Genomic DNA, 25,943 nt, shown 5'->3' with positions numbered 1-25,943 from the left:
ATGGCAAAGATTTCATGGAAGCCTGGAAATATGGTTTATCCTCTGCCGGCCGTAATGGTAACCTGCAGGGATAAGGAAGAAGATAATATTATAACCATAGCCTGGACTGGAACCATATGTACCAATCCGGCTATGACGTATATTTCTGTAAGACCAGAAAGACATTCTTATGAAATGATCAAAAACAGTGGAGAATTTGTGATCAACCTGACAACAAAACAACTGGCACGGGCAACAGATTTCTGTGGAGTCCGATCAGGGAGAGATCTGGATAAATTCAAGGAAACAGGTCTGACAAAAGAAGAGGCACAGATTGTCAATGCACCGGTCATTGCAGAAAGCCCGGTAAATATTGAATGTAAAGTAGAAAAGATTATTCCTTTGGGATCTCATCATATGTTTATGGCAAAAGTTGTGAACATAATGATAGACGATAATTATATGGAAGAAGACGGACGATTTGCTCTGGAAAAGACAAATCCTCTGGTATACTCTCACGGTGGCTATTTTGAAACTGGAAAAAGGCTGGGTACTTTCGGGTACTCTGTCAGAAAGAAAAAAAAGAGGAAAAAACAGCATGGCAGAAAAAGGAAGTAATTATACGTTGATTGGAATGCCGGGAGCAGGAAAAAGTACCATCGGAGTCCTGCTGGCAAAAGCGTTAGGATATGAATTTGTCGATACAGATCTCGTGATACAGAAACGGGAAGGAAAACTGTTAAAGGAAATTATAGAAGAAGCTGGAAATGAAGGGTTCAAGATCATTGAGGAAGAAGTTAATGCATCTGTTCAGGCAGAAAAGTCAGTGATTGCCCCGGGAGGAAGTGCAATATACAGTGACAAAGCCATGAAACATTTTCGTGACATTGGAACTGTAATTTATCTGAAGCTTAGTTATGAAACAGTAAAAAAGCGTTTGGGTAATCTGAAAGCAAGAGGAGTTGTATTAAAAGAAGGTCAGACTCTTTATGATCTGTACTGTGAAAGAGTACCTCTTTACGAGAAATATGCAGATGTATCCGTAGAGCTGGATAATTTATCCATTGGCAGCTCATTGGAAAAAGTATTGGAAAACCTATAATGTTATGTTATAATTTAGAATGTATGATTTTAAACAATTACCGAAGAGAAAATTAGGTTTAATAATATAGATAAATTGAGGTGTATCATGGAACAATATGTCATTAAAGGTGGAAATCCATTAGTCGGCGAAGTGGTTATCGGTGGAGCAAAAAATGCAGCATTGCCAGTACTGGCAGCGGCAGTTATGACTGATGGAAAATGTATGATCGACAACATGCCTGACGTAAGAGATATAAATGTATTGCTGCAAGCTATGGAACAGATTGGAGCAACTGTAGATAGAACAGGGAAACACGAAGTTACAATAAGCGGTAAAGGAATTCATCCTGACTGTGACGTGGATAATGAATTTATTCGCAAGATTCGTGCTTCATATTATCTGATAGGAGCCCTTCTTGGAAAATATAAAAGAGCAAGAGTTGCTCTTCCGGGAGGATGTGAGATTGGAAGCCGTCCTATCGACCAGCATATTAAAGGTTTCAAGGCCTTAGGTGCAGAGATCGAGATTGAGAACGGTATGATCAGCGCAACAGCGGAGGAACTGATAGGATGTCATATTTATATGGATGTTGTCTCTGTAGGAGCGACAATCAATGTTATGATGGCAGCTGCACTTGCCAAAGGAGATACGATTATCGAGAATGCAGCTAAAGAACCTCATGTAGTAGATGTGGCAAACTTTCTGAACAGTATGGGTGCAAAAATCCGCGGAGCAGGAACAGATGTAATTAAGATCAAAGGTGTACAACACTTTGGAGACTGCCAGTATTCTATTATTCCGGATCAGATTGAAGCCGGAACATTTATGACTGCGGCAGTTGCCACCAAAGGTGACATCACTATTAAGAATGTCATTCCAAAACATTTGGAAGCGATCAGTGCGAAACTTACAGAAATCGGAGCAGAAGTGGTGGAATTTGACGATGCTGTCCGTGTGTCAGCGACAAAACGTCTGGAATCTACAAATATTAAAACTCTGCCATATCCAGGATTCCCAACAGATATGCAGCCGCAGATGGCAGTAACACTGGCATTATCCAATGGAACCAGTATTATTTCTGAGAGTATTTTTGAAAACCGTTTCCGTTATGTAGATGAACTGACAAAGATGGGAGCAACTATTCAGGTAGATGGAAGAACTGCTATTATTACAGGAGTAGAAGGCTTTACCGGAGCAGATGTGCAGGCACCGGATTTACGTGCAGGAGCAGCTCTGGTTATTGCAGGATTATCAGCAAAAGGTTTCACTACAGTCAGTGAGATCGGATATATTTATCGCGGATATGAAGAATTTGAGAAGAAGTTAAGACAGCTTGGAGGAGAAATCAAGCTTGTAAATAGTGAAAAGGAAATTGCCAAATTTAAACTAAAGATAGGATAAAAGGAGAATTGCCTTCATGAGACAATACCTGAAAAACGAAGTATTCAAAGTTTCCAAGTGGGTAGAACTGATATTATCGATGATTATAACGATAGCGGTTATCGGAGGAAGTGTCTGGCTAATTCAGGATTTAGTACACTTACTGATGAATCACCCGGAATCCAGGGATATTTATGAATTTGTAGGAGTGGCATTTAATCTGGTTATCTGCATAGAGTTTATTAAAATGCTGTGCAAGCATACACCGGATACATTGGTCGAGGTATTGATGTTTGCCATTGCCCGTCAGATGATCGTGGAACACACAAAACCTATAGAAAACCTGGTTGTAATCATGGCAATTGCAATTTTATTTGCTGTTAAAAAATTTTTGTTCCGAACATTTGATGATGTGGATAAAACCGTTTTCCTGCCGCATCAGACAATCAGCAGTATCAATGAACTGGTTCACGTAAATATTCCAGAACAATTTAGCGGTCAGACATTGGGAGAACTGTTGACAGAGTGGATCGAACAGGAGAATGAACAGTTTCAGGTAGGACAGTGCTATTTCTTCCAGGGCGGAGCCTTACGAGTTGAAAAAGTTATCAACGGACGACTTGTACAGGTTGAAGTCATTCGAAGTAAAAATGCACCGTTTATTAAAAAAGAAGAACATTAGGTCCGGAATCCTTCGGACCTCTTTGGTTATATAAAGAAAAAATGTATCATGGAACCATTTGATAGACGAAAGGACAATAACAGAAAGGATAAGTTATGGATAAGTTACTTTTCACATCTGAATCTGTAACAGAAGGTCATCCAGACAAGGTCTGTGATCAGATTTCAGATGCAATTTTAGATGCTTTGTTAGAACAGGATCCAATGAGCCGTGTGGCGTGTGAAACATGCACAACCACAGGAATTGTTATGGTAATGGGAGAAATTTCTACCAATGCATATGTGGATATCCAGAAAATTGTACGAGATACTGTACGGGAAATCGGATATACTAGAGGAAAATACGGATTTGATGCAGATACCTGTGGAGTTATCACAGCTATTGATGAGCAGTCTTCCGATATTGCCATGGGTGTTGATAAAGCACTGGAAGCAAAAGAAAACAATATGACAGATGATGAGATCGAAGCCATAGGAGCCGGTGATCAGGGAATGATGTTTGGATATGCAACAAATGAAACAGAAGAATACATGCCATATCCAATTTCACTGGCACATAAACTGGCAAGACAGCTGACCAAAGTGCGAAAAGATGGAACACTTCCATATTTGAGACCAGATGGAAAAACACAGGTAACTGTTGAATATGATGAAAACGGAAAACCGTCTCGTCTGGATGCGGTAGTACTTTCCACACAGCATGATCCTGAAATTACACAGGAACAGATCCATGAAGATATTAAGGAAGAAGTCTTTGATAAAATCCTTCCAGAACATATGGTAGATGAAGAAACTAAATTCTTTATTAACCCGACAGGAAGATTTGTTATTGGAGGACCGCACGGAGATGCAGGACTGACAGGAAGAAAAATCATCGTAGACACATATGGAGGATATGCACGCCATGGTGGTGGAGCATTTTCCGGAAAAGACTGTACGAAAGTAGACCGCTCTGCAGCATATGCAGCCCGTTATGTGGCAAAGAATATCGTAGCAGCAGGACTGGCAGACAAATGTGAAATCCAGTTATCTTATGCTATCGGTGTGGCAGAACCAACATCTATTATGGTAGATACTTTCGGAACCGGAAAGAAATCCAATCAGGAACTGGTAGATTTAATCCGTGAGCATTTTGATTTAAGACCAGCCGGAATCATCAAAATGTTAGATTTAAGAAGACCGATTTACAGACAGACAGCAGCATACGGACATTTCGGAAGAAATGATCTTGATCTGCCATGGGAAAAACTTGATAAAGTTGATGTATTAAAAGGTGAATAACACAACAGGAGGAAACAGCGTGAAAAATGAATTAGTCATCGTCATTGATTTTGGCGGACAGTACAATCAGCTGGTAGCACGTCGTGTACGTGAATGTAACGTGTACTGTGAAATCTATTCATATAAAATCGATATTGAAAAGATTAAAGAAATGAATCCAAAAGGAATCATTCTGACAGGTGGACCAAACAGCTGCTATGAAGAAGACTCTCCAACATATTCAAAAGAATTATTTGAACTGGGAATCCCTGTTCTTGGATTATGTTACGGAGCACAGCTGATGCAGCACATCCTCGGCGGAAAAGTAGAAAAAGCCGAAGTACGTGAATATGGAAAAACAAATGTAATTGTAGATAAAACAGAATCTCCGATTTTTGAAAATGTATCAAAAGAAACCACATGCTGGATGAGTCATTTTGATTATATTTCCAAAATCGCACCAGGATTTGAAATCACATCCCATACAGCAGACTGTCCGGTAGCATCAGCAGAAAATGCCGACCAGAAACTGTATGCAATTCAGTTCCATCCGGAAGTACTTCATACAGAAGAAGGAACAAAAATGTTATCCAACTTTGTCATGAATGTCTGCGGATGCAGCGGCGACTGGAGAATGGATTCCTTCGTAGAAGAATCCATCAAAAAAATCCGTGAAAAAGTCGGAGACGGAAAAGTATTATGTGCATTATCCGGAGGAGTAGACTCCTCAGTAGCAGCCGTAATGCTATCCAAAGCCATCGGAAAACAATTAACCTGTGTCTTCGTAGACCACGGATTACTCCGTAAAAACGAAGGAGACGAAGTAGAAGCAGTCTTTGGACCAGAAGGACCATATGACCTGAACTTCATCCGCGTCAACGCACAGCAGAGATATTATGATAAATTAAAAGGTGTAGAAGAACCAGAACAGAAACGAAAAATCATCGGAGAAGAATTCATCCGTGTATTTGAAGAAGAAGCAAAGAAAATCGGAGCCGTTGATTACCTGGTACAAGGAACTATCTATCCAGACGTGGTAGAAAGCGGACTAGGAGGAGAATCAGCAGTCATCAAATCCCACCACAACGTAGGAGGACTGCCAGATCACGTAGACTTCAAAGAAATCATCGAACCACTCCGTGACCTGTTCAAAGACGAAGTAAGAAAAGCCGGATTAGAAATGGGACTGCCAGAATATCTTGTATTCAGACAACCATTCCCAGGACCAGGATTAGGAATCCGAATCATCGGAGAAGTTACTGAAGAAAAAGTAAAAATCGTGCAGGACGCAGATGCAATCTATAGAGAAGAAATCGCAAAAGCAGGATTAGACAGAAGCATCGGACAGTACTTCGCCGGTTTAACAAATATGCGATCTGTAGGAGTAATGGGAGACGAAAGAACCTATGACTACGCAGTAGCATTAAGAGCGGTTAATACAATCGATTTCATGACAGCAGAAGCAGCAGAAATACCTTATGAAGTATTGAATAAGGTAATGAATCGAATCATCAATGAAGTCCGAGGAGTTAACAGAGTAATGTATGATCTGACTTCAAAACCACCAGGAACGATAGAGTTTGAGTAACCTTTTGTGAAAATCGAGCTTTTATTTACACATATTCCAAACAAAAAGTGTTAAGTTTTGGCAACGATTTGGCAACAGAATCTAACGCAAATGTGTTAAGTGAAATATGATATTAATTGCATTTAAAGAAGACCTTACTGAAGTTCTTTTCCAAACTGGAAAGGAATTTTGGCAAGGTCTTTTTCTTTATCTGTCTCTTACTTGTATGGTCTGTTGCCACTAGAAAAAGGAATTAAAGCAGACCTCGTTTCTTCATTTCTTTGTTTAGCGTCTTTTGAAGTTCGGCGTCTAACTCATCAGAAATGGGATTTCTCACGAAGCCGGCAGTTGGCTGGATGTTTGGGAAGTTATATCTCCAATTGTCATAGTCATCCTCGGAAAGTTCGCCTTGTTTATACTTGGAGTATTGACTGAGCCAAGCTAGAAACATTGGTGCGATATGGTCATAAGCCTGATGGTCTTCATCGAGAGTGATACACGGACGTCCATCCTTATCTGTGGTGATTTGGAATCCATATTCATCCTCAAGAGCGAAGAAGGTATGCATCAATCCAAGATAGGAATCAATATTAGGTACTGTGATTGCTCTGGTTGTGACACCAAAGATATCAGCTAACTGTTTGATCAGATCATCTTTTGGAGTACGGGCTTCGGTTTCGTATTGTGCGATACGAACATCTGAAGTTTTTCCCATGAAGCCTACCATTTCACCGAGTTCTTTCTGCTTTAATCCTTTTCTGGTTCGGAATAATCGTATTCTTTTTCCTAACATAGTTGCCTCCTTTTGTCCGTTGATGTTGCCATTGGCAAATAGTTAAATCAATTTGTTTAAGTGTAGTATAACACCTGTAAATAATGTAATCAAGAAAAACTTTAACAAAAAAAGTTAATTTTCTGCAAAAAAGGTATTGACTTAACTAAAAAGAGTTAATATAATAACCACACATGAACTTAACGGATAAAAGTTAAGTATTAAAATCTCGAAGAAAGGAGGACAAGGAAATATGGACGAAAAGACATTTTTAACAGTGGATGAAGTTGCTGAGCTATTATCAGTTTCAAAGTCAAAGGCTTATGAGATTGTAAGACAGTTGAATAAGGAATTGAAAGCGAAAGGATTTATTACAGTTGCAGCAAGAGTCAGCAGAGCATATTTTGATGAAAGAATGTGCTATAGCAAAAAGTAGTGGAAAGGAGTTGATTATATGTCGGTTTATAAAGACAATGCCACCGGGAAGTGGCGTGTGATATACCGATATACGGATATCACAGGAAAACGAAAGCAGACACAAAAACGTGGCTTTGAAACAAAACGTGAAGCAGTAGCCTGGGAACATGAGATGATGCTAAAGTCTCAGGCGAAGCTGGATATGTCCTTTGGTAGCTTCTATGAGATATACGAAGCGGATAAGGCATCACGATTAAAGAGAAGCACCTGGGAGACAAAAAGTCATATCATAAGAACTAAGATTTTACCTTATTTTGCGGATAGAAAGATAGATGAAATTGAAGTCAGAGATGTGATTGCGTGGCAGAATAAGCTTCTGGCAGCCTTTAAGGATGAGGGAAAAGAAGAGAAATACTCTCAGGATTATTTGAGAACGATTCAAGCACAACTTACAGCGATTTTTGCACATGCTGTAAAGTACTATAATCTTCCCAAGAATCCATCTTCCCTTGCAGGGAATATTGGGAAGGAAGTACCAAAGGAGATGCAGTTCTGGACGAAAGAAGAGTATCTAAAATTTGCAGAGGTAATGATGGACAAGCCGCGTTCCTATTATGCTTTTGAGCTTTTATATTGGACAGGAATCCGTTCCGGAGAGCTGCTTGCACTTACACCGAGTGATTTCGATTTTGAAAATCAGACATTGCGAATTAATAAGACATTTCATCGTTCTAAGGGTGAGGATATTATCACGTCACCCAAAACAGCAAAAAGTAATCGAATCATAATGCTACCACCATTTCTGTGTGATGAAATCAAAGATTATCTTGAGATGTTTTATGAGATTGGTGAAAATGAGCGAATGTTCAGCTTTACTAAATCCTATCTTGGACACGAGATGGAAAGAGGGTGCAAGGAAAGCGGAGTGAAGAAGATTAGAATTCATGATTTACGACATAGTCATGTGTCTCTTCTGATTGACATGGGATTTAGTGCATTGGCAATTGGAAATCGTGTGGGGCATGAGACAGAGAAAATTACTTATCGTTATGCACATTTGTTTCCTACTGTGCAAAATGAAATGGCTGAGAAACTAGAAATTGAAAGAATGTCAAAGGAGGATTAGGACTTATGGAGAAAGAATGTAGATAGTAAAGGCAGATGGCGAAATCGTAATGTAGGATTTCGAGTATCTGAAGAAGAGGCAAAGCTGTTGGATGATTTAGTAGAATTATCCGGACTTGCAAAGCAGGATTATATCTTGCGAAGATTATTAAATCGTGAAGTGGTGGTTCAGGGCAATCCAAAAGTATTCAAGGCATTGAAGCATCAAATGACGCAGATTTATGAAGAACTGAAACGTCTGGAAAAGGTCAGCAATGACAATGAAGAACTTATAATTGTAGTGGAAATGATTGCAACGATTATGAAGGGAATGGTGAATGAGTATGACGGATAAACAAAAAGAAAAGGCTGCTCGTATTCCGGCTATTGGCGTAGCTGGTGAGCAACCTTCCTATATGTATAACAAAACAATTATAGCAAAGGAAAACGGTTCTGGCAATTTGTAATTCGCAGGGTTACGGGCTGATTCAAAAGTTGACTTAAAAGTCGTTCGGGATGGTAACATATTTTTGATAAGCTATGGAATAGGCATTCGTAATCGAATAGAATTTGTTAGTAATCATGCTATAAACAATGAAATGCCAAGTGGTATTTTGATATGTCCCAAGTTTTAAGGGAAGCATATCAATTGCGGCTTGACTTTTTTGTTGTTCAGAGATTTATGAAAAATTCTTTGGCCTTAAATATGCAAGGTAGTTTATCTGCTGAAATGTCACATCAGAGTGATGCAATGTCACATCACTTTTGGAAAAATGTCACATCAAAGTGAAGCAATGTCACATCACTTTTGAGAAAATGTCACATCAAAGTGAAACATTGTCACATCACTTTGACATTTTTGGGTATTTTTGGCACCCGAAGGGTGTATTTGGGGGTTTCAGGGGGAGATTCCCTCTGACCAGAAGCATTTTGTCATACAAAATGCGTATCTGGCGAAGCCGGAATTTAGTGTTTTAAGATGGTTGATGGCTTCTTTGGTCGACTCAAAAACGAAATGTTTTACAATCGAAACTGGAATCTTGTTACTATTGCTTCTTTTATTGATGAACTTGATCAATATATGCATTGGTACAATGAAGAACGAATCAAAATGTCACTAGGTGGAATGAGTCCACTTGAGTATAGGCGTAGTCTAGGAATAGCTATTTAGTCCAAGAAAACGTCCGCACGCCCTGAGAGTGAAAAAACTGGAATTTAAAATTTCACTTTACAAAATTTACAACGATAAAAGTAAAATTATTTGCCGTAAATTTCGAAAATAAATTTTGAGAAATCGAAGTTTATATTTGAAAATTGGTGATGAAGAGCGTATAATGTAACTTAGGACTATTTTAAGAACCGAAAGGTTCTTTAGCAAGATGGGTAATCCCCATAAGAGAGGAATTATATGGCTATATCTTATAACGGATTGTGGAAATTATTGATTGACAAGGGCATGAAGAAAATGGATCTTGTCGAGAATGCAAACATTGGAATCAGCAGTAGCACGCTTGCAAAGATGAGCAGAGGTGAGACTGTGTCCATGAGTGTATTGGAAAAGATATGCATGGAGTTGGATTGCGATTTTGGAGACTTAATTCATTATGAGAGAAACGAAAATAAATAGTGGAGTAGGAGAGTTTACTCATGGAGCATACGGATGTTAAGTACGCGCCAGGAATGAGAATAATCGTTCGTGGTGAAGAATGGATGGTAAAAAAAGTTGAGATCAATAGTTTAGGAAATCAGACCTTACATGTTATAGGTCTTTCTCAGCTTGTGAAAGATTATGAGTCAATGTTTCTTGTGGATGTTGAAGATGATATAGAAATTGTTGATCCGGCTAAGGTTACTCTTGTGTCAGACGATTCTGCCTTCTTTAGAAAATCTAAAGTATATATTGAGAGTCAGTGGAGAGGGAAAATACCAACTGACAATAAAATACATATTGGAGATAAGGCAGCTATGGATTTGATGCCTTATCAGCTTGAGCCTGCTCAGATGGCTCTTAATAATACCAGACAGAGAATCTTGATTGCAGATACAGTTGGTCTTGGTAAGACACTTGAAGCAGGAATTCTTATGTCTGAGCTAATAGTTCGTGGTAAAGGAAAGAGAATTCTTGTAGTCACAGTGAAGAGTATGATGACACAGTTTCAGAAGGAAATGTGGAATCGATTTACTATTCCTCTGGTACGTCTTGATTCATCAAGTATACATAGTGTGAGAACTAAAATTCCAACGAACTATAATCCTTTCTTCTATTATGATAAGACCATTATTTCGGTTGATACATTGAAGAATGATCTTGAGTATCGTACTCATCTTGAGAATGCATGGTGGGACATTATTGTTATCGACGAAGCACATAATGTTGCTAAACGGGGTGATAGAAGCTCCCAGAGAAGTAAGCTGGCATCATTACTTGCTAATCGCTCAGATACTCTTATTATGCTTACGGCAACTCCTCATGATGGAAAGGGACAGTCGGTTGCATCTCTTATGAATATGCTGGATCCGACTGCTATTGCTGATGAAGAAAACTACACAAAAGATGATATTCAGGGACTTCTTATTAGACGTTTCAAGAAAGATATTAAGGATCAGGTTTCAGGAGCATTTAAAGAACGTGTAATAACTATAGAACGTTGCGCGGCCTCTGCACGGGAAGAGGCTGCTTATGATATTTTTGCAGATATGAAACTTCAGATGGATGAGACAAGAGCTAGAGGCAAGGGGATTCTTTTTAAGACAAGCCTTGAAAAATCACTTTTCTCATCTCCAGCAGCATGTATTAAGAGTATAGATGCAAGAATCAAAAAGCTTGAAAAGAAATACCCTGATGGAGACATGCCAGATATTGCATCTTTAAGAGAATTAAAGAATGCATTAGAGCTGATCGCTCCAACAGATTTTTCAAGATATTCCAAGTTAATAGCTCTTTTGAAAAGTCCAGAGTATGGATGGACGCCTGCAAAGAATGATGATCGTTTGGTTATTTTTACTGAGCGAATAGAAACAATGCGCTATCTTGCTGAGAATTTGAAAAATGATTTGAGCTTAAAGGATAATCAGCTTGAAGTTATGCATGGTGGCATGAGTGATAAAGAGCTTCAGCGTATTGTAGATGAATTTGGAAGAGCTGAATCTCCTATTAGGGTAATTGTTGCATCTGACGTTGCGTCAGAAGGTATCAACTTACATTATTTGTCACATAGATTGATCCACTTTGATATTCCGTGGTCTCTTATGGTGTTTCAACAGAGAAATGGTCGTATAGATCGTTATGGACAGCGTGAACAACCTGATATTAGATATATGCTCATTGATAGCGATAATCTTAAAATCAAGGGCGATGCTCGTATCATGGAAATCTTGGTAAAAAAAGAGGAACAGGCTCTTAAAAATATCGGAGATCCAGCGATGCTCTTTGGAAAGTTTAATCAGGAAGAAGAGGAAGAGGAAACTGCAAAAGCAATCGAAAGTGGAGACGGTGCAGATGCTTTTGAAAATATGCTTGATTCTGACGAAGAAGAGTTTGATCCATTAGAATTGTTGATGGGGCTTGGAGATGAAAAAGAAGTCAAGGTTGAATACAGTGATGAAGAGACACTGTTCTCAGATCTTGATTATGTAAAAAATGCCTTAGATATTTTTACAGATACAGAAGAAATTAAATATGCTGATTTAACAGGAACTCAGGGCATAGAGATTAAACTCACGGATAATGTTAAGAAACGAATCAGAAAGCTTATGCCACCAGAGGCTATGCCATCGGATGATTACCTTAGACTTTCTCCAGACAGAGAGTACTGTCTGCAAGATATGAAGCGCTGTATGCAAAACGATTTGGCTGAAACAGCTTGGCCGGCAACTCAGTATTTGTGGAAACTTCATCCAATCTTTAACTGGATTGAGGACAAAGCTGGTGTTTTTTATAAGAGAAGTGAGGTTCCAGTACTTGGATTATCAAATGAGCTTGATGATAGTGAAATGATATTTATTGTTGCGGGACTGATTCCAAATAGAAAATCGACAACAGTTGTTGATGAATGGTTCGGTGTGAATTATAAAGACGGAAGTTTCGTAGGTATTATGAGTATGAGTGAAGTAATGCAGAGAACTCATCTTAATACGAAGGCTCCAAATACTCAGCAGCTTTCTGAAAATCAAATTGTTAAAGGACAGAGTCTTCTTGATGACGTTGTTGAACGTGCAAAGAAGATTATGTCTGATAAGTGTGCAAAGTATAAAGAAAAAACTGATCCATATATCTATGAGGAAATGGAGAGATTAGAAGCTCTTGAGTTAAGACATAAAGATGCACAGTTATCCATTTTTGATTTGGGCATTGCCGGAATGGAACGTAAAAAATCTGAGAAGGAACGTGAAATTGAAGCTATCTTTTCAAACTTTATGGATTGGGAAAAGGATACTTTAGAAATTGAAGAGAACCCATACATTAGAATTATCGCGGTTGTAACAGGAGTGAGATAACATGGAAATGATTCTAACAGGAATTGAAAATAAAAATGAATATTATACAAACCATTACTTCACTTCTATTTTTCAGGACAATGCTGAAGATACGATAAAGAAGTGGAAGGAAAGAGAAAAAGCTGAGGAAATTCAATTGCCATGGAAAAAACTGCGTGACGTAAGAACTCAGTATTACAACATCCGTGACAAATATCTTCGTTCAAAAAACGAGGAAGTAAGTAAGCCGTTAGTTCAGGAATTGGCAGCACTTTACTTAGAAGCTCTTGGTTATGGCTCAGTAAATAGCGTGACAGAGGAAGTTGCAGATGGGTTTAATGTACCAATTTTTCACGAGGTGACAAAGGCAAATGGAGCACCTTTATTATGGTTTTTTTTGTCTGTTGCCGGAGAAAGAGATGATGACATCCTTCAGGGATATATTTTTGAGAAGAGTGACGATGAAGAAGAGAGAGGATATTCTTTAGATATTACAAACGATGAGATCTTAGCAAAGCTTCTCTTTGCTGGAGAAGAGGCACCTAGATTTATTTTACTTATAGGAATAAATCAGATGGCGCTTATTGATAGAAATAAGTGGAATGAGAAAAGATATCTTCAGTTTATGATGGAGGATATTTATAGCCGTCACGAAGAATCTACGTTTATGGCGATGACGGTTCTTCTTCATAAGGAGAGCTTGTGCCCAGCTGACGGAAATATCGTGTTGGATGGATTGGATGAGAATTCTCATAAGCACAGCGCTGGTGTATCAGACGCATTGAAATATGCATTGAGGGAGAGTATTGAAATTCTTGGAAACGAAGTTATTTATGACATGAAAACAAGGCAAGATATAGACTTCGAAGAAAATCCGATTGATGCATCGGAGCTTACTCTCGAATGTCTGCGTTACATGTATCGTTTCCTTTTCATGCTCTTTATTGAGGCTAGACCAGAACTTGGTTATGCACCAATGAAGTCACAGACATATGTACAGGGATATTCTCTTGAAGGTTTACGAGATGTGTGTGATCAGGTTAAAGAGGATGGTGAAGCTTTATCAGAAGGATACTATATTGATGATACTCTTAAGAAACTATTTCATATGACTTATTTTGGATATCCAGAAGACTTGGAAGCATACAGGAAGGCAATTGAGATAGAGAAGACATCAATGCATGATGCCTTCACTATTGAAGCTTTGAAGGCACATATTTTTGATCCTGAGTACACAAAGCTTATTAAAAAAGCTAGACTTAGAAATAGTGCGATGCTTCAAATTGTTGACCTGATGAGTATTTCAAGACCATCCAATTCAAAAGAGAGAAGGGGAAGAATATCTTACTCAGCACTTGGAATTAACCAGATGGGTGCGGTATACGAGGCGCTTCTTAGTTATCGGGGATTTATTGCAGAAGAAGACTTATATGAAGTGAAACGTGCAGGCGATAAATTCAACGAATTAGATGTTGGATACTTCGTGAAAGAAAATGAATTAGCAAATTATGATGAGAAGACAGAACGTGTTCGTTATGAGTCTGGGGAGAAAAAGGGACAGCTTCGAATGTATAAGAAGGGAACTTTTATTTATCGACTTGCTGGAAGAGAACGTGAAAAGTCAGCATCATATTATACACCTGAGGTACTGACTAAGTGTCTTGTTAAGTATGCTCTAAAAGAGCTTTTGAAGGGCAAGACTGCTGATGAAATTCTTCATCTTACTGTTTGTGAGCCAGCCATGGGAAGTGCTGCATTCTTGAATGAAGCAATTAACCAACTTGCAGAAGCTTATCTTACAAAGAAGCAGGAAGAACTCGGAAAGACAATTAGTTATGATAAGCGTTTTAAAGAATTACAGAAGGTTAAAATGTTTATCGCTGATAGAAATGTATATGGCTGTGATTTGAATCCGGTAGCTGTTGAGTTAGCGGAGGTTTCTCTATGGCTTAATACAATTTATAAAGGTGCTTATGTGCCTTGGTTTGGCACACAGCTTGTTAATGGTAATTCACTTATTGGTGCGAGAAGGCAAGTTTATTCTCAGGCTCAGCTGGAATCAGGCAAATGGTATGATAAGGCACCTAGAAGAATTATGCCAGGGGAAGAACGCACTAAGAAGGGTCAGCATGAACATACAAAGGAGATATATCATTTCCTTTTAGGGGATCCGGGAATGGCTAATTATACAGATAAAGTCATAAAAAATCTTGAACCGGAAAATATCAAAAAGCTTAAAGCGTGGAATAAAGAATTTACTTCAAAGTTTAATGAAGATGAATTAAAGACAGTTATAAGATTATCTGAAAGCATTGATAAATTGTGGAAGCTTACTACGGATGAACGTAAGAGAATCGAAGAAGCAACTTATGAGCCTTTAAGCGTGTATGGTCATGAAGAATCGGGCGAGGGATCACACAAATCTATTAGAGAAAAGGATGCAATTTATAAAAAACTATTTAAATCAGAAGAAGCGCAGAATGCTGGTCCATATGCACGATTAAAAGCTGCTATGGATTATTGGTGTGCGCTCTGGTTTTGGCCGATTGACAAAGCAGATTTATTGCCGTCTAGACAAGAATTTTTCTTTGATATGTCTTTAATACTTGAGGGAAATATACGTGCAGTTAATGTTAATTCAAGTGGTCAGATGGTTTTAAAATTTGATAGTGATGGCAAAGGTCTTACATACACTACAGAAGGTGATCAGTTAGCATTAGAATTTAAGGCTCAGTATAGTGATTTAGGGGAAGTGTGTCTTGATGATTTAAGAGAGCGAAGCGAGAGACTTGCAATAGCAAACAAAATTGCTGAAAAGCAGAAGTTTCAGCATTGGGAACTAGAGTTTGCAGATGTATTTGCTGAAAACGGTGGTTTTGATCTAGTAATAGGTAATCCACCATGGATCAAATTGGCATGGAATGAAACGGGGTATTTGTCTGACGCTGAACCATTATTTGCGATTAAAAAATATTCTGCAAAGCAGATGACAGTAAGGCGTGATGCTGTATTTGAAAACATAAAAATAAAGAATGGATATTTGAATGAATATGAAGAAGTTGCTGGTCAGCAGAATTTTATGAATTCATATACAAATTATCCATTATTGGAAGGACAGCAAACCAACTTGTACAAGTGCTTTATTCCATTAGCTATTAATTATGCTAATGCATATGGCTATTTCGCATTTGTTCATCCAGATGGTATCTTTGACGATCCAAATGGTGGGAAATTAAGAAAACATATATATCCCAAATTGCGATATCATTTCCAGTTTGTAAATGAAAAACTTTTATTTAAGGAGGTAAGTGATACTGGTATTTACAGTCTGAACGTATATGGAAATATGTCGACAGAGACATTTGATCAGATGTGTAATTTATTTGACCCTTATACGATTGATGATTCATATCAAGGTGATGATGGAGAGATTCCTGGAATTAAAACAGAGGACAATAAGTGGAATATTAAAGGTCATTCACATAGAATCGTTAGTATTAGCAACGAAGAATTAATGGCTATTGCTTCAGTATATGATGATCCGTCAAAGTACATGGAAACGCGTCTTCCACGAATTTACATAAAGGAATTAATGGAAGTTCTTACAAAATATTCCAAAATTGAGAAGCGCGTTCGTGACTATGGGAGAAATGTTTGTATGTCACAAATGTACGATGAGACTAATGCTCAAAAATTGGGTCTTATAGAACGTTGTACTACATTTCCAGAAAAACTGAGTGATTTTGTGTATTCCGGTCCACATATTTCGATAGGAAATCCGCTGTTCAAAACGCCTCGTCGAGAGTGCAATGAAAAGGCAGATTTTGATAGGATTTATTTGGATTATATACCAGATGATTATATTCAAAGAACAAATTATATTGTTACTCATAGTTCGGAAGATAACGTTGAAAGTCAGATGACAGAATGGGGCACAAAATATATAGATGAGTATAGGATAGCTACAAGGAAAATGCTTGGTTTAAATCAGGAAAGAACATTAATGTCGGCGATTATACCTCCTAAAACTGCTCATATAAATGGAATCTTTGGAATGTGCTTTAAAAACAATAAAGATTTGGTTTTGGTAAATGGTTTGATGAATTCATTACCATATGATTACTTTGTTAGAGCATTAGGGAAAAGTAATTTTAGGAACGATACTGCAAGTATGCTTCCTGTCCCTAATAGCAAGTATGACGAAATGATTATTTCCAGAACACTGTTGTTGAACTGTCAAACATCAAATTACAAAGATTTGTGGGAAGATAATTACGCACCTTCATTTAATAATGATAGGTGGCTTCGTAACAGTGCGTTATTATCGCGCAACCCATTTGAGTCTTTGACTAATAATTTGAATATAGCAAATAAACTATCTGATTATGAAAGAAGAGAATTATTAGTTGAAATTGATGTTTTAGTTGCGAAGGCATTAGGGTTGGAACTTCAGCATTTAATTACGCTTTATAGGGTACAGTTTCCAGTACATAAAAACTATGAAGAAGACACTTGGTATGATTCAGAAGGAAAGATTGTTTTTACTATTAACAAGGGACAAAATGGGATTGGTGTTGATAGGGCATTATGGAAAAGCGCAGCTAAGAATATAGAGGGTTCAATTGAAAAAGAGTATCTAGATGATACTGTAGGTAAATGCGAAAATAGGATTATTAAATACTATGCTCCGTATATCCGCTCGATTAGAGAAGTAGATTATCAAGAAATTTGGGAAGAATTAGATAAAAATGATTAGTGAATGGAGGAAGGCAAGATGTTACCATCAATTCTTGCAAGACAGTATCAAGAAGGTCTGATTGATTATATAGAGACATCATTTCCTATAACGAATCCGATATTTAAGGGCTCTATTAAGAATATGTTGAACACGAAGGATGCGGTTTTTCATGAACCGTATATTGCAGTGCGCCTTCCTTTTCGTGTTTATGAAGGCGATAGCAATTATTTTGAGTCTATTCATCAACCTTTTAGTCCGTACGTGCATCAGCAGAAAGCTTTTGAAAGATTAACAGGTGAAGATGGGAGATCAACATTGATTGCTACTGGTACTGGATCTGGTAAGACAGAGTGTTTCTTATATCCAATACTTGAGTATTGTTATAAGCATCGTGGTGAAAAAGGAATAAAGGCATTAATTATATATCCAATGAATGCGCTGGCATCTGATCAGGCAAAACGTATAGCAGAGTTGGTTGATGGTAGTCCAGAACTAAAATCAGCCGGAATTCGTGTTGGTATGTATGTTGGTGGTCAGGAGCATTCATCTTCTAAGATGATGCTTCCTGATAAGGTCATTACAGATCATGAAACACTTTTGGCGGCCCCTCCAGATATACTTATGACCAACTATAAGATGTTGGATTACTTACTAGTAAGACCAAAGGATGCAGAACTTTGGAAAAATAATCTTCCTGATACATTAAAATATATCGCAGTTGATGAGCTCCATACTTTTGATGGAGCGCAGGGAACTGATTTGGCATGCCTTCTTAGAAGATTGAAAGCACGTCTTAATGTGTTGCCTGGACAGATTTGTTGCATAGGTACATCAGCTACAATGGGCGCTAAAGATAGTGCTAAGAGTATAAGAGAATACGCATCTGATGTATTTGGAGAAATCTTTGATGAAGACTCTGTAGTTACAGAAGATAGACTTTCAGCAGAAGAATTTTTTGCTGGGTATGATATCACAGATTATAAAATTCCTAATAGGGATGAAGCACTAAGAATTAAAGAATTATCTTCTGGTGAAGATGAAAAGGAATACTTATATGCGGCAATAGATGCTTGGCTTGATGGCTTAGATTTTTCAAATATATTGTCAGATGATGCCAGAGTAGAATTGGGAAATAGGCTCATGCATCATAATTTTTGTCAAAGCATTATTGCTGAAGCTAAAGGCTCATATATGCAGAATTCATTTGCATATGAGAGTTTGATAAAGAGATTTCCTTTGCTTGGAGAACTTGGAGAAGATTTAGCTTGTATTGTTATAGATGCCTTATACGCATTGATTTCACATGCAAGAACTAAGACTTCATCTGGAAAACTTCGTCCATTTTTAAATGTTCAGGTTCAGGTGTGGATGCGTGAACTTAGAAGACTTGTTGGTGAAGTGGCCGAGAAAGATATTAAATATGCCCTCTCAACAGATCTTAATGAACGACAAGCTAAACATTACCTTCCAGTAATTAACTGTAGAGAATGCGGTCAGACTGGATGGGCTTCAGTTGAAGATAATGGAAGTGTTGAGCTTAGAGATATTAAGGCTTTTTACAATGCTTTCTTTAGTGGAGATTCAAAAGTTAGATTAATGTTCCCACATAAAGAAGGGGAGGAAGCTTTTGGTCTTAGTAATCGAATGAGATTGTGTCCTGAGTGCATGGAGATAATGTTCGATGAAGACAACCGCACACTATGTTCAAATGGACATAAGACTATTCCTATTTGGGTGCCGGATTTAAAGACAGAAGGAAGAAATAATAGCAAGGCATATAAGTGCCCTTTCTGTAATGGAAAAGGAACTATGTCTCTTATTGGTTTAAGAAGTGCTACAGCCATAAGCGCCGGTATTTCTGAACTATATGCTTCGAAGTTTAACGATGATAAGAAATTGTTAGCGTTTACAGATAATGTACAGGATGCTGCTCATCATGCAGGATTCTATAATTCGCGTACCTGGAAGTTCGGACTGAGAACAGCAATAACACAATTTATTAATCTTGATCAGGAAGAATACTCGTTTGATGATTTTATTCAGAGAGTAGTGTCGTATTGGAAAAACTATTTAGGTGAGGAATATTTTGTAGCTAATTTTATTCCTGCGAACCTTACATGGATGCGTGCATATGAAAGAATGTGTAATGAGGGACAGCTTCGTAAAGATGAAGATGCTGCCACACTTTTGAATTATGTTGAGCAGCGGTTTAAATATGAGATTTTGATGGAATATGGTATTCTTTCTAGAATTGGTAGAACACTTGAGAAATCAGGATGCTCTGTTCTTGAATTTAATTTTGATAAAGCAATCTCCGGAATTATGGAGAGAGTAGCTAATGAGGTGGGACGACTTCAAAGTGCTGATGCAGAGACGTTTAAAAGAATAGTTTTAGGTGTCTTATATCAGATGAAGATAAATGGTGCGTTTGACTATTATGCCTTTGAACAGTTTATTCAAAATGGAGCAAACTATTATCATTTATCAAATGATAGAAAAAAATGGTTACCGGGAGTAAATCGTGGACTTAATGTACCTAAGTTTGTTGCAATTAATCGCGGTTCAAAGAAGACAAAAGGCTTTGATAGTATAGACAGTAAGTCTTGGTATGCAAAGTGGGTTGATAAATATCTTCCAGAGTTTTCGTTAGAATCTGACTCTACAGATATCATGAAGATTATTCTTGAAGAACTCACTAAAGCAGGTGTTCTTAAGAAAAAAGAAACACCGGATAATGTTCATGTCTGGGCAATTGATACGGAAAAATGCCATATAACCAGAAATGTTAAGCAGATGGTATGTGATGAGTGTGGAGCTCAGATATCAATGTCTGAGAAGGATGCAGAAATTTTTGAAGGAGCTTGTTGTACTCGTCATAATTGTAATGGCCATATGTACATAGCAGACGAAAAGAATCTAGATTTTTATGGAAAGCTGTATAGTCAGGGTGAATTAGTACGAATCGTCGCCAAGGAACATACTGGCTTATTAGAACGTGATGATAGAGAGGATTTAGAGCGTAAGTTTAAAAAATCAAAAGATAATCAGAAACCTTGGGATCCAAATCTGTTGTCATGTACACCTACTTTGGAAATGGGTATTGATATTGGAGATTTGTCTACTGTTATTCTTAGTTCAATACCTCCTGCACAGGCAAATTATGCACAGAGAGCAGGTCGAGGTGGACGTAAGGATGGAAATGCGCTGACCGTTGCTATAGCCAATTCAAGACCTCATGATCTTTATTTCTATCAAGATCCTATGGAAATGATCGTAGGAGCTGTAGAGCCACCGAAGGTATTCTTGAAGGCTTCAGCAGTTTTGGCAAGACAGTTCACTGCGTATTGCATGGATTGTTGGGTTAAATCAGGGCAGGCTGAAGTGCCAGATAAGGTAAGTTCTTGCTTGGCAAAGTTAGATGAAACATCAAAGGATAGATTTCCTAATAACTTCCTGTATTACGTTCAGAATAATATGGCTAAGCTTGTCAGAATGTTTATACAGGCATTTTCTGTAAATCCGATGAACAGTGATGGACTTGATGAAAACTCAATCAAGGAAATTAAAGCATTTGCAATGGGTGAAGGAACTACAAATAGCCCAATGCATATAAAGATCTATAACGAATTCTATGATCTTAAAAAGCAGAGAGATGGAATTCAGAAGAGTATCAAAGAATTATCGAAGATGATTAAAGAGCTTGAGGATAAGCCGCAAGACTCATCTTATGATGAACAGATTAAGGAACTAAAAGCGGAACGCGCAGCTTGGATGAGCGTTGTTGCAAAGATTAATGATAAGAATGTTTTCAATTTCCTGTCTGATGCAGGTTTATTACCTAACTATGCATTCCCTGAAGCTGGAATTGTACTAAAAGCAGTTCTCACAAGAGTAGAAAAGGATGAGAATGATAGGCAGAAGAATAAGTATGAGAGTACTACCTATGAATACAATAGGTCTGCTTCGTCTGCAATCAGTGAGTTTGCACCGCTTAATAGTTTTTATGCGGGTGGTCACAAACTTACAATTGATCAGGTTGATATTAATACTGCTAAGGCTGAACCGTGGAGGTTATGTCCGAACTGTTCTCATGCAGCAATTGAAGATTCAAGTACTCCAGTTAGTGTTTGCCCTAAGTGTGGAAATCCAGGTTGGGCAGATTCCGGACAGGTTCGTTCTATGTTTAAGGTTCAAATGGTTTACTCCAATATGAAGGAAGAAGAGAGTCAGATTGGAGATGACAGCGAAGATAGAGCAACTATGTTCTACGATAAAGAATTGCTTGTAGAAGTTGATGAGGACAAGGATGTTATTCAGGCTTTTGAAATGGATAACAAAGAATTTAAATGGGGATATGAATTCCTTCAGAAGGCAACAATGCGAGAAATTAACTTCGGTGAACAGTCGATTACTGGAGATAAGCTTCTTGTAGCAGGACATGAAGGCGTAAGAAAAGGTTTCACTATATGTAAGTATTGCGGAAAAATTCAGGTACAGGGAGAGCAACCAAAACATTCTCGATTCTGCAAAATGGTGAAAGACAAGACGATTGTTACAGATCCATATGAAGAGTGTCTTTTCTTATATCGTGAATTCGAAACAGAAGCTCTTAGATTATTGATTCCGGCAACAACGATGGATGCCACAAATGTCAGAGTTGAATCCTTTGTAGCAGCATTTATGCTCGGAATGAAGAAAAAATTTGGTAATGTAGATCATCTCAGAGCGACGGTAAGTGAAGTTCCGGTTCCGGAAGCTGATTATCGAAAGCAGTATCTTGTTATTTACGACTCTGTCCCAGGAGGAACAGGATATTTAAAGCAGCTTATGAATGATAAAAATGGTATTATTGACGTTTTTGAAGGCGCTCTTGAGACAATGGAGCATTGTAGTTGCAATGATGACCCACAGAAAGATGGATGTTATAAGTGTCTGTATGCCTATAGACAAAGTCAGCATATTGGAGAAATTTCTAGAGATTCAGCAATTGCTTTATTAAAAGCAATCTTGAGCGGAAAAGAGAATCGTACAGAAATCAAAAAGCTTGCACAGGTAGATACTAATCATCTTTTTGATAGCGAATTAGAAAGGGAATTCGTCGGAGCTTTTGAGAAGCTAAGTACAGCTGATAGATCTATTCGAATTCACAAGACGCTTGTCAATGAAAAAGAGGGTTATTCTCTTCAGGTAGAAGAGAGTTTGTGGACAATCGAACCACAGGTTGATTTTGATGCATCTATGGGTATATCGGTTCAGTCTCGTCCTGATTTTGTCATTAGACCTAAGAGAACAACCGGAAATCAGAAGCCTATTGCGGTGTTTACTGATGGCTATTACTACCATAAGGATATAGTTGAGGATGACACATTAAAACGTATGGCGATAATGCTTTCTGGAAAGTATAGAGTGTGGTCGCTTACTTATAAAGATGTTCATAATGTATTTAAGAGCCAGGGCGATTATCGAACAGAGACTTTGAACTCTGTAAAGATGCCATCTGGAAAGGTTTATAAACCAGCCGTAAAAAGTGCAAATGCCGAAGCTATTAATCCGGAAAAAGAAAGTGGATTTGAGCTTTTGATTGATTATTTATCGATGTCAAATGCAGAAGATATATTCGCTACACATGCGCGTTCTTTTGCAATGTCAATAGTAGACGCTACTCAAATGAGTAATCAGGTTTTATATGGTGAGTGGAAGAACAAGTGGAATTCTTTATTGAAATCTATTGGTTCTACAGATGATGTAGATGACTTTGGGCAGGCTATCTATGGTATATGGAAACCACGCCAAGATATGGGAAATATCGAAGTGTTAGCAGAAGTTTCTTTGGCTGAAATGACAGTTAAGAAGATGGGAGCACCATTAAAAATTGCTGCAATTATTGATGATATTCCAAATTCGAGAACTGATAAATACGAATCTGATTGGAATGGGTATTGGCATTTTGTGAATGTGATGCAGTTCAACAGCACAGCATTCTTTTTATCAAAGCTTGGGATGGATAAAGCTATATATAGTAATCTTGGAACAATTATTTCGGAAGAAGATGTTCCTGCAGCTACAACAAGTACAGAGGTGGTGGTAGATGAAAAATGGGATGATATCATGGACGATTTTATTGATGATATTGCCATTACCTGTGCAACAGAGATGCATAATAACGGAATTCCGGCACCGAGTGTAGTTGGTTTTGAATTATCTGATGAGTCATCCGGAGCAACGATTGCGGAAGCTGAAATGGCTTGGGAAGATAGAAAAGTGGCTTGGCTCTTACCAGAACAAGAAGATTATGCGGATGTATTCAAGCGTAAAGGATGGATAGTACTGCTAAGTAGTGAGAAAATAAATATCGATGTATTTGGAGGAATTGCAAATGAATAATAAGCCAACAGTAGCCATTTCGACTGACTTTTTAACTGCGTATGCTGCATTGCCTAGGCAGAAACAGGGAAAGGTAACAGAGTTTTTTAATAAATTCAGAAATGATCCTAACCATCCGGGAATCAATTTTGAAAAGATAAACGAAGGAATAGATAAGAATATTTGCTCTGTAAGAATTGATGATACCTATAGAGGAATTATTGTACGTGAACCGGAAAGTAATATATATATTCTGCTTTGGGTGGATCATCATGATGAGGCTTATGCATGGGCTAAGAGAAAAAAATGCTCAATTAATAAGCTTACAGGTAGTGTGCAAATTTTTGATGTACAAGAAGTCATTGAAGAACAGAATACAATTGAAGAACCGGCATTGTTTGCAGATATATCTGATGATGTATTTGAAAAGATTGGTCTCCCTAAAGAGCAGCTTCCAATGATTAAAGCAATCAAGACTCTTGAAGGGCTTCATTCCATGAAGGCGGCAATACCTGAAGATGCTTTTGAAGGGCTGGAATGGCTTGGAAATGGATTTACTGTAGATGAAGTTTTAGAGACTCTGTATCCAGAAAATAAGCCAGTTAATGTAAAGGATAATGACTTTGTAGCAGCTCTTCAGACTGATGCAAGTAAGAAGAACTTTGTAATTGTTGATGGTGAAGAAGAGCTTCAAGCTATTATGCAAGAGCCACTCGAAAAGTGGAGAATATTCCTTCATCCAACTCAGAGAAAAGTTGTTGGTAAGAAATTTAATGGTCCGGCGAGAGTATTGGGTGGAGCAGGAACAGGAAAGACCGTTGTTGCTATGCATAGAGCAAAAATGCTTGCTTCAAATCTTGAGTCAGATGGGAAAATACTTTTTACAACATATACAAAAAACTTGGCGGAGGATATTAAGGATAATCTTAGAAAGATATGCTCTGTTGAGGAAATGAAGAGAATTGATATCATTAATCTTGATGCTTGGGTTTCTAATTTCTTACGTAGACAGGGATACGAGTATCAGATTGTGTATGATGAAGAAGTAGATAAAGCATGGAGAGACGCAATTGCAATAGCTGCTGGAGGATTAAGCTTTGTTGAAAACTTCTATAAGGATGAATGGGTTAAAGTTGTTCAGGCACAGGAAGTTTATAATAAAGCAGCGTATTGCAAAGCTTCTAGAATTGGTCGAGGAGTGCGCCTTGATCGAAAGATTCGTATGAAAATATGGGATGTCTTTGATGAATATCAAAACATCATGAACGAAAAGTTGCAGAGAGATGTTGAGACTGCAATGTATGAATGCCGCAAGATTCTTGAAAATAAGAAGTTAACGGGTCAGTATGTATCAATTATTGTTGATGAAGGACAGGATCTCAGTCCTAGTGCATATAGACTGCTTAGAGCACTTGCTGGCGAAGAACATGAAAATGATATCTTTATTGTAGGTGATTCTCATCAGAGAATTTACAGAAATAAAGCAGTTCTTTCAAAATGCGGAATTAATGTGCGTGGTAGAAGCAGTTATTTAAGAATTAATTATAGAACCACAGAAGAAATCCGTAAGTTTGCATTCGGATTACTTAATGGCGTTTCTTTTGATGACCTTGATGAAGATTATGATAACGGCAAGGGGTGTCAATCACTTACTCATGGCAATAAGCCTGAAATAAAAGAGTTTGCTACTCCGGAAGAAGAACTCGATTTTCTTGTAACTAAGATTAAAAATATGGAAGCAAGTGGTATAGAGCAGAAAAATATTTGTATTGTGGCAAGAACTCACAAGCTTCTTGATAATTATATTGCTGGTTTGCAGAGAGCAGGTATTAAGTCTTTTGAAATTAAGGCTAATAAGACAGATGATCGTTCTTTTGATGGTGTAAGAATTGCCACAATGCACCGTGTAAAGGGTCTTGAGTTTGATCATGTATTTGCAGTGGCGGTGAATAAGAAGGTGCTTCCGTTCGGATCGAGAGCAGATTTTGAAGATGATATTTCTCTTGAAGAGTTTAGAACTGGTGAGAAGTGTTTGCTTTATGTTGCACTAACAAGAGCAAGGAAGAGCGCATGCGTGACCTGCTATGGTGGTTTAAGTGAGTTAATAGTATAGAATGGAGGA

At 37.9% G+C, this 25,943-nt stretch carries 15 protein-coding genes and 2 pseudogenes; 16 read left to right on the top strand and 1 reads right to left on the bottom strand.

The genetic code is table 11. The annotated features are described in order from the left end of the window. The 6 genes from BHF70_RS07435 (at position 1) to guaA (ending at position 5,972) form a co-directional block, all read left to right on the top strand. Positions 1 to 597: a flavin reductase family protein gene (locus tag BHF70_RS07435; protein WP_075759645.1), complete on the top strand. Its 597-nt coding sequence runs from the start codon at positions 1 to 3 to the stop codon at positions 595 to 597. Beyond that, positions 578 to 1,081: a shikimate kinase gene (locus BHF70_RS07430; protein ID WP_075759644.1), complete on the top strand. Its 504-nt coding sequence runs from the start codon at positions 578 to 580 to the stop codon at positions 1,079 to 1,081. Before BHF70_RS07435 ends, BHF70_RS07430 begins: the two co-directional genes overlap by 20 nt. 87 nt (positions 1,082 to 1,168) lie before the next feature. After that, entirely contained in the window at positions 1,169 to 2,464 is a 1,296-nt protein-coding gene (locus BHF70_RS07425) for a UDP-N-acetylglucosamine 1-carboxyvinyltransferase (RefSeq protein WP_075759643.1), read from the top strand. Positions 2,465 to 2,480: 16 nt separating this feature from the next. After that, complete coding sequence (locus tag BHF70_RS07420; RefSeq protein WP_075759642.1) at positions 2,481 to 3,125, top strand: phosphate-starvation-inducible PsiE family protein; 645 nt, start codon at positions 2,481 to 2,483, stop codon at positions 3,123 to 3,125. Positions 3,126 to 3,220: 95 nt separating this feature from the next. Then, positions 3,221 to 4,405, top strand: a complete 1,185-nt coding sequence (gene metK, locus BHF70_RS07415) for a methionine adenosyltransferase (RefSeq protein WP_075759641.1) — start codon at positions 3,221 to 3,223, stop codon at positions 4,403 to 4,405. Positions 4,406 to 4,424: 19 nt separating this feature from the next. Next, the gene (guaA, locus tag BHF70_RS07410) at positions 4,425 to 5,972 is read left to right on the top strand and encodes a glutamine-hydrolyzing GMP synthase (protein ID WP_075759640.1); all 1,548 of its coding nucleotides are present in this window, start codon (positions 4,425 to 4,427) and stop codon (positions 5,970 to 5,972) included. 232 nt (positions 5,973 to 6,204) lie between these two features. On the opposite strand, the gene BHF70_RS07405 is transcribed toward guaA, so the two are convergent. Beyond that, positions 6,205 to 6,744: a helix-turn-helix domain-containing protein gene (locus BHF70_RS07405; RefSeq protein ID WP_075759639.1), complete on the bottom strand. Its 540-nt coding sequence runs from the start codon at positions 6,742 to 6,744 to the stop codon at positions 6,205 to 6,207. A gap of 232 nt (positions 6,745 to 6,976) precedes the next feature. Here BHF70_RS07405 and BHF70_RS07400 point away from each other — a divergent pair, with 232 nt between their 5' ends. The 10 genes and pseudogenes from BHF70_RS07400 to BHF70_RS07360 all read left to right on the top strand — a co-directional run bounded on the left by BHF70_RS07400 (position 6,977) and on the right by BHF70_RS07360 (position 25,934). Continuing rightward, positions 6,977 to 7,159, top strand: a complete 183-nt coding sequence (locus BHF70_RS07400) for a helix-turn-helix domain-containing protein (protein WP_075759638.1) — start codon at positions 6,977 to 6,979, stop codon at positions 7,157 to 7,159. An 18-nt stretch (positions 7,160 to 7,177) separates the two neighbouring features. Continuing rightward, entirely contained in the window at positions 7,178 to 8,266 is a 1,089-nt protein-coding gene (locus BHF70_RS07395) for a site-specific integrase (RefSeq protein WP_075759637.1), read from the top strand. Between the two features lie 12 nt (positions 8,267 to 8,278). Then, positions 8,279 to 8,599, top strand: a pseudogene (locus BHF70_RS07390) (plasmid mobilization protein); the annotation flags it as partial. After that, a complete protein-coding gene (locus BHF70_RS12770) occupies positions 8,589 to 8,711 on the top strand; it encodes a hypothetical protein (RefSeq protein ID WP_269145788.1) in 123 nt (40 codons plus the stop codon). The pseudogene BHF70_RS07390 and the gene BHF70_RS12770, both read left to right, overlap by 11 nt. Before the next feature lie 518 nt (positions 8,712 to 9,229). After that, positions 9,230 to 9,415, top strand: a pseudogene (locus BHF70_RS07385) (IS3 family transposase); the annotation flags it as partial. A gap of 237 nt (positions 9,416 to 9,652) precedes the next feature. Continuing rightward, positions 9,653 to 9,871 (top strand): helix-turn-helix domain-containing protein, encoded by a 219-nt coding sequence (locus BHF70_RS07380; protein WP_075759636.1) that lies wholly within the window; start codon positions 9,653 to 9,655, stop codon positions 9,869 to 9,871. Positions 9,872 to 9,891: 20 nt separating this feature from the next. Further along, on the top strand, positions 9,892 to 12,741 hold the full coding sequence (locus BHF70_RS07375; RefSeq protein WP_075759635.1) for a DEAD/DEAH box helicase: 2,850 nt from the start codon (positions 9,892 to 9,894) through the stop codon (positions 12,739 to 12,741). Position 12,742: 1 nt separating this feature from the next. Beyond that, positions 12,743 to 17,476: an Eco57I restriction-modification methylase domain-containing protein gene (locus BHF70_RS07370; protein WP_075759634.1), complete on the top strand. Its 4,734-nt coding sequence runs from the start codon at positions 12,743 to 12,745 to the stop codon at positions 17,474 to 17,476. A gap of 18 nt (positions 17,477 to 17,494) precedes the next feature. Next, positions 17,495 to 23,842, top strand: coding sequence for a DEAD/DEAH box helicase (locus BHF70_RS07365; RefSeq protein ID WP_075759633.1), 6,348 nt, complete (start codon positions 17,495 to 17,497; stop codon positions 23,840 to 23,842). Further along, on the top strand, positions 23,835 to 25,934 hold the full coding sequence (locus BHF70_RS07360; RefSeq protein ID WP_075759632.1) for a UvrD-helicase domain-containing protein: 2,100 nt from the start codon (positions 23,835 to 23,837) through the stop codon (positions 25,932 to 25,934). Before BHF70_RS07365 ends, BHF70_RS07360 begins: the two co-directional genes overlap by 8 nt. Positions 25,935 to 25,943: the final 9 nt, after the last annotated feature.

Source organism: Anaerostipes sp. 494a, assembly GCF_001940315.1.
GTDB lineage: Bacteria > Bacillota > Clostridia > Lachnospirales > Lachnospiraceae > Anaerostipes > Anaerostipes faecalis.
The sequence above is the reverse complement of the archived record's forward strand: the minus strand, read 5'-3'. Positions and strand labels throughout refer to the sequence as shown.

Coding starts and splice junctions, on each gene's coding strand:
- BHF70_RS07370 (WP_075759634.1), top strand. CDS start 12,743: ATGGAAATGATTCTAACAGGAATTGAAAATAAAAATGAATATTATACA.
- BHF70_RS12770 (WP_269145788.1), top strand. CDS start 8,589: ATGACGGATAAACAAAAAGAAAAGGCTGCTCGTATTCCGGCTATTGGC.
- BHF70_RS07420 (WP_075759642.1), top strand. CDS start 2,481: ATGAGACAATACCTGAAAAACGAAGTATTCAAAGTTTCCAAGTGGGTA.
- BHF70_RS07365 (WP_075759633.1), top strand. CDS start 17,495: ATGTTACCATCAATTCTTGCAAGACAGTATCAAGAAGGTCTGATTGAT.
- BHF70_RS07380 (WP_075759636.1), top strand. CDS start 9,653: ATGGCTATATCTTATAACGGATTGTGGAAATTATTGATTGACAAGGGC.
- BHF70_RS07395 (WP_075759637.1), top strand. CDS start 7,178: ATGTCGGTTTATAAAGACAATGCCACCGGGAAGTGGCGTGTGATATAC.
- BHF70_RS07400 (WP_075759638.1), top strand. CDS start 6,977: ATGGACGAAAAGACATTTTTAACAGTGGATGAAGTTGCTGAGCTATTA.
- BHF70_RS07435 (WP_075759645.1), top strand. CDS start 1: ATGGCAAAGATTTCATGGAAGCCTGGAAATATGGTTTATCCTCTGCCG.
- BHF70_RS07405 (WP_075759639.1), bottom strand. CDS start 6,744: ATGTTAGGAAAAAGAATACGATTATTCCGAACCAGAAAAGGATTAAAG.
- BHF70_RS07360 (WP_075759632.1), top strand. CDS start 23,835: ATGAATAATAAGCCAACAGTAGCCATTTCGACTGACTTTTTAACTGCG.
- BHF70_RS07430 (WP_075759644.1), top strand. CDS start 578: ATGGCAGAAAAAGGAAGTAATTATACGTTGATTGGAATGCCGGGAGCA.
- BHF70_RS07425 (WP_075759643.1), top strand. CDS start 1,169: ATGGAACAATATGTCATTAAAGGTGGAAATCCATTAGTCGGCGAAGTG.
- BHF70_RS07375 (WP_075759635.1), top strand. CDS start 9,892: ATGGAGCATACGGATGTTAAGTACGCGCCAGGAATGAGAATAATCGTT.
- metK (WP_075759641.1), top strand. CDS start 3,221: ATGGATAAGTTACTTTTCACATCTGAATCTGTAACAGAAGGTCATCCA.